Origin of the sequence: Povalibacter sp. (assembly GCF_036735925.1) — a bacterium.
Classification (GTDB): domain Bacteria; phylum Pseudomonadota; class Gammaproteobacteria; order Steroidobacterales; family Steroidobacteraceae; genus Steroidobacter.
Genome location: NZ_DAINNK010000090.1, coordinates 13,650 through 17,608 on the forward strand (window position 1 = coordinate 13,650; position 3,959 = coordinate 17,608).

At 63.5% G+C, this 3,959-nt stretch carries 5 protein-coding genes; 3 read left to right on the forward strand and 2 right to left on the reverse strand.

Translation table 11 applies throughout. The annotated features are described in order from the left end of the window. Positions 1-74: 74 nt before the first annotated feature. Both V7D81_RS20145 and V7D81_RS20150 read right to left on the reverse strand, forming a co-directional pair. Positions 75-389, reverse strand: a complete 315-nt coding sequence (locus V7D81_RS20145) for a cell division protein ZapA (protein ID WP_324319646.1) — start codon at positions 387-389, stop codon at positions 75-77. Next, positions 386-616, reverse strand: a complete 231-nt coding sequence (locus V7D81_RS20150) for a TIGR02449 family protein (protein ID WP_324319648.1) — start codon at positions 614-616, stop codon at positions 386-388. The genes V7D81_RS20145 and V7D81_RS20150 overlap by 4 nt, the downstream gene beginning before the upstream one ends. Positions 617-731: 115 nt before the next feature. Between V7D81_RS20150 and V7D81_RS20155 the strand changes: the two genes are divergently transcribed. From V7D81_RS20155 to ubiH, 3 genes are read left to right on the forward strand one after another with little or no spacing between them, the layout of a single operon-like run. Continuing rightward, positions 732-1,322, forward strand: coding sequence for a UPF0149 family protein (locus tag V7D81_RS20155; RefSeq protein WP_324319654.1), 591 nt, complete (start codon positions 732-734; stop codon positions 1,320-1,322). Positions 1,323-1,359: 37 nt separating this feature from the next. Next, complete coding sequence (gene pepP, locus V7D81_RS20160) at positions 1,360-2,667, forward strand: Xaa-Pro aminopeptidase (RefSeq protein WP_349257701.1); 1,308 nt, start codon at positions 1,360-1,362, stop codon at positions 2,665-2,667. Then, positions 2,664-3,902, forward strand: coding sequence for a 2-octaprenyl-6-methoxyphenyl hydroxylase (gene ubiH / locus V7D81_RS20165; RefSeq protein ID WP_324319652.1), 1,239 nt, complete (start codon positions 2,664-2,666; stop codon positions 3,900-3,902). The genes pepP and ubiH overlap by 4 nt, the downstream gene beginning before the upstream one ends. Positions 3,903-3,959 lie beyond the last annotated feature (57 nt).

The window sequence follows — 3,959 nt, forward strand, 5'->3', positions numbered from 1 at the left end:
CTACTAACAACGAATCGCTGGTAACAATGAGGGGTTCCCCGTGATTGAGGGCGCCTCATCGAATTTCCAGGCCGTTACAAATCGAGCTGCTGACCTTTGGCGAGCGTCGCTTCGACCCGTTCGCGCATCTGTCGCACCCGGGGAGTGACTTCGCTGCCGCCGCCATCGCCCTGCTTGCGCATGCGCAGCAGTTCGTTGGTGAGGTTCAGTGCGGCCATGACGGCGATGCGATCCAGGCCGATGATGTTCCCGCCGTCGCGTATCTCGCGCATCTTGAGGTTGAGATATTCGGCCGAGTCGAGAAGTTCCGAGCGCTCTTCGGGCAGGCACGCGACCTGGTATTCCTTTTCGAGAATCCGGACGCTGACTCGCACTGTCCGATCGCTCATGTGCCGTGCTCCATTGCCTTCAGGCGGCCGATCATGGCTTCGACGCGCGTGCGCACCTGCTCGTTCTTCTGCAGCAGGGTCGCGCGTTCGGTCGTCAGTCCATCGAGACGCTGACGCAGCGCCCGATTTTCTTCCCTGAGCTGCGCCACCACAGTGACGAGTTCTCCGAGCCGGTGCTCGAGGAGTTCCAGTTCATGACCGACGGTGTTTTGTCTGGATTCGCTCACGGCCTGGATTATGGGCGGCGAACTACACACGGTCAAACACGCGATCGCATGCATCATGTGCTTCGGCGAACGACGGGCGCGGGCGGACCAGTGCTAACATAACCCCATGTTGCAGGTGACATTCCCCGAAATCGTCAGCGTCATGCAGAGCGCCGGCTCGACCGTGCCGGTCGCCGAAGGTCATGGATGCCTGTGCGGTGCGCTGTGTGTCAGCGATGACTACTCGCTGGATCGCTGGCTCGAGGAACTCGTGCCGGTCGAGGAAGGCGAGGGCGTTGCCGACGATGTCGCGCAGACGATGCGCCTTCTGTACCAGGATACGGTGCGGGCGCTGCGTGGCGACGACATGGATTTCCAGCCATTCCTGCCCGATGACGGCGTGCCGCTGGAGCAGAGGACGTCTGCGCTTTCGCAATGGTGTCAGGGGTTTCTATACGGACTCGGGACGGCCCGTCCGTTGCAGCCCGAGCGCATGCCGAAGAGCATCGATGAAATCCTGCTCGACTTCACCAACATCAGCCGCGCCGAGGTCGATCCCAGCGGCAATGCCGAAGAAGACGAAGAGGCCTATACGGAAGTGGTCGAATACATCCGTGCCGCGACGCAGCTCATCCACGATGAACTCGATGCGGTGCGCAGCGATACCGACGTCGCCGTCGAAGAGTCCGACGACGATCTCGATGAGGACCCGGAATCCCTGCACTGACCGCGCCGGCCTGACACCACCCGTCATTTCCTACCGCATGCGTAAAACCGAGTTCGTTCGCCGCCGCCGCCAGCTCATGAAGATGATCGGCAAGGGCGGCATCGCCATCCTGCCTGCCGTGCCGGAAAGACCGCGCAACAACGACGTGCTGTATCACTACCGGCCCGACAGCGATTTCTACTACCTGACGGGATTCGGCGAACCCGAAGCGGTTGCCGTGCTGATTCCCGGTCGCCCGCAGGCCGAATACGTCCTGTTCGTTCGCGATCGCGATCCGACCCGCGAAACCTGGGACGGACGCCGAGCAGGACCGGAAGGTGCAACCCGCGATTACGGCGCCGACGATGCGTTTCCCATCGGCGACATCGACGACATCCTGCCGCACCTGATGGAGAACTGTTCCCGCGTCTACTACACGATGGGTCTGCATCAGGACTTCGACCAGCGCGTCATCGGCTGGGTCAATCAACTCAAGTCGCAGTCCCGCACCGGCATCCTGCCGCCGCAGGAGTTCGTGGCGCTGGATCATCTGCTGCACGACATGCGCCTCTACAAGGCTCGTCCCGAGCTGGAGGCGATGCGCCAGTCCGCCCGCATCGCCGTCGCGGCGCACAAACGCGCCATGCAGTTCACCCGCCCCGGACGCATGGAATACGAAGTGATGGCGGAACTGCTGCACGAGTTCCGGCGCAGCAACGCGGACATCTCCTATCACCCGATCGTCGGCGGCGGCGCGAACGGCTGCATCCTGCACTACCACGAAAATTCCGACGAACTGAAGGACGGCGACCTGCTGCTGATCGATGCGGGCTGCGAATACGAGCTGTACGCGTCCGATATCACGCGCACATTTCCAGTGGGTGGACGCTTCACGCCGGAACAGCGCGCGCTGTACGAGGTCGTGCTCGAGGCCCAGCGTGCAGCGATCGCCAAGACCCGTCCGGGCAATCACTGGAACGAACCCCACGATGCCGCGGTGAAGGCGATCACGCAGGGCCTGGTGAAGCTGGGATTGCTGAAGGGCAAGGTGCCCAACCTGATTCGCGATGGTGCGTATCGCAAGTTTTACATGCATCGCACCGGCCACTGGCTCGGCATGGACGTGCATGACGTCGGCGACTACAAGGTCGGTGAACAGTGGCGTGTACTCGAGCCGGGGATGGCGATGACCGTCGAGCCCGGCATCTACATTCCTGCCGGAACGGCCGGGGTCGCAAAGCGCTGGTGGAACATCGGCATTCGCATCGAGGACGATGTCGTGGTGACTGCGAATGGTTGCGAAGTCCTGACCGAGGGCCTGGTCAAGGAAGCGGACGACATCGAAAAGCTGATGCACGCCGCATGAAGGTCGATGTCGCCATCGCCGGCGGAGGCCTCGTCGGCGCCAGCCTGGCGCTGGCCCTGGCCGATCTCAAGCTCAAGGTCGTGCTGATCGAGTCGCAGCCGTTCGGCAGTGTCGATCAGCCGAGCTTCGACGATCGCACCACCGCACTGTCGAACGGCAGTCGCCGGATTTTCGAAGGGCTCGATGTCTGGCCGCTGCTCGAACGTGAAGCCACGCCGATCAAGCGCATCCACATTTCGGATCAGGGTCGCTTCGCCTTCGCGCGCATCGATGCCGAGGAGCAGCACCTGCAGGCGCTCGGCTTCGTCGTCATCAACCGGGACATGGGGGCAGCACTCTGGCAGCGATTGCAGGAGGAAGCGGTCACGCTGCTGGCGCCGGCGCGCGTCGTAAGCTCCGAACTGAAAGACGATTACCGCGAACTGCGTTGCGAAACCGGCGCCGATGCCTCGGTCACGATCCAGGCCAGGCTCGTGATTGCGGCCGATGGCGCGAAATCGGTGGTCCGGAAATCGGCCGGCATCGGCGCGACGACCTGGGACTATCAGCAGCACGCGCTCGTCACCAACGTCTTTACGCAACGCTTCCACGACTACGTTGCTTACGAACGCTTCACCCCGCAGGGGCCGCTGGCATTGCTGCCCGTGTCGGAGGGTCGTGTCGGACTGATCTGGACCTTCGCCCCCGAAGTCGCAGAACAGGTACGCGACCTCGACGACGCGGCCTTTCTCGATCGACTGCAGCAGGCATTCGGTTTCCGGCTCGGACGATTCACGCGGGTCGGCGCCCGCCATCTCTATCCGCTGTCGCTGACGCGGGCTGATGAGCATGCGGCGCCGCGGCTCGCGGTCGTTGGCAATGCCGCGCAGTCGCTGCATCCGATCGCAGGCCAAGGATTCAATCTCGGGCTGCGCGACGCAGCGAGCCTCGCCGAAGTCCTGGCGGATGCGTTGGAAGCAGCCGGAGATCAGAGCAAGTTCGACGCCGGTGACGCCCTGCTGCTGGGGCGGTATCGCGAATGGCGGACCGCCGATAGCCGGAAGATCGTCGGATTCACCGATGGCCTGGTGCGGTTGTTCACCCAGCCGCTCGGTGCCGCAAAGCTGGCGCGGAACATCGGCCTGCTCGCATTCGATCTGATGCCTGCGGCGAAGGACGCGCTGTCCCAGTTGTCGCTCGGCGCCGCGGGCCGGATTCCGCGACTGGCGCGCGGCGCGCGTCTGAGGTCGCGATGAAACCCGATTTCGATCTGCTGATCATCGGCGGCGGCATGGTCGGCGCCTGCCTCGCGG

Bases quoted from the DNA above. Each gene is read 5' to 3' on its own strand.
- V7D81_RS20145 (WP_324319646.1), bottom strand. From the start codon at position 389: ATGAGCGATCGGACAGTGCGAGTCAGCGTCCGGATTCTCGAAAAGGAA.
- ubiH (WP_324319652.1), top strand. From the start codon at position 2,664: ATGAAGGTCGATGTCGCCATCGCCGGCGGAGGCCTCGTCGGCGCCAGC.
- pepP (WP_349257701.1), top strand. From the start codon at position 1,360: ATGCGTAAAACCGAGTTCGTTCGCCGCCGCCGCCAGCTCATGAAGATG.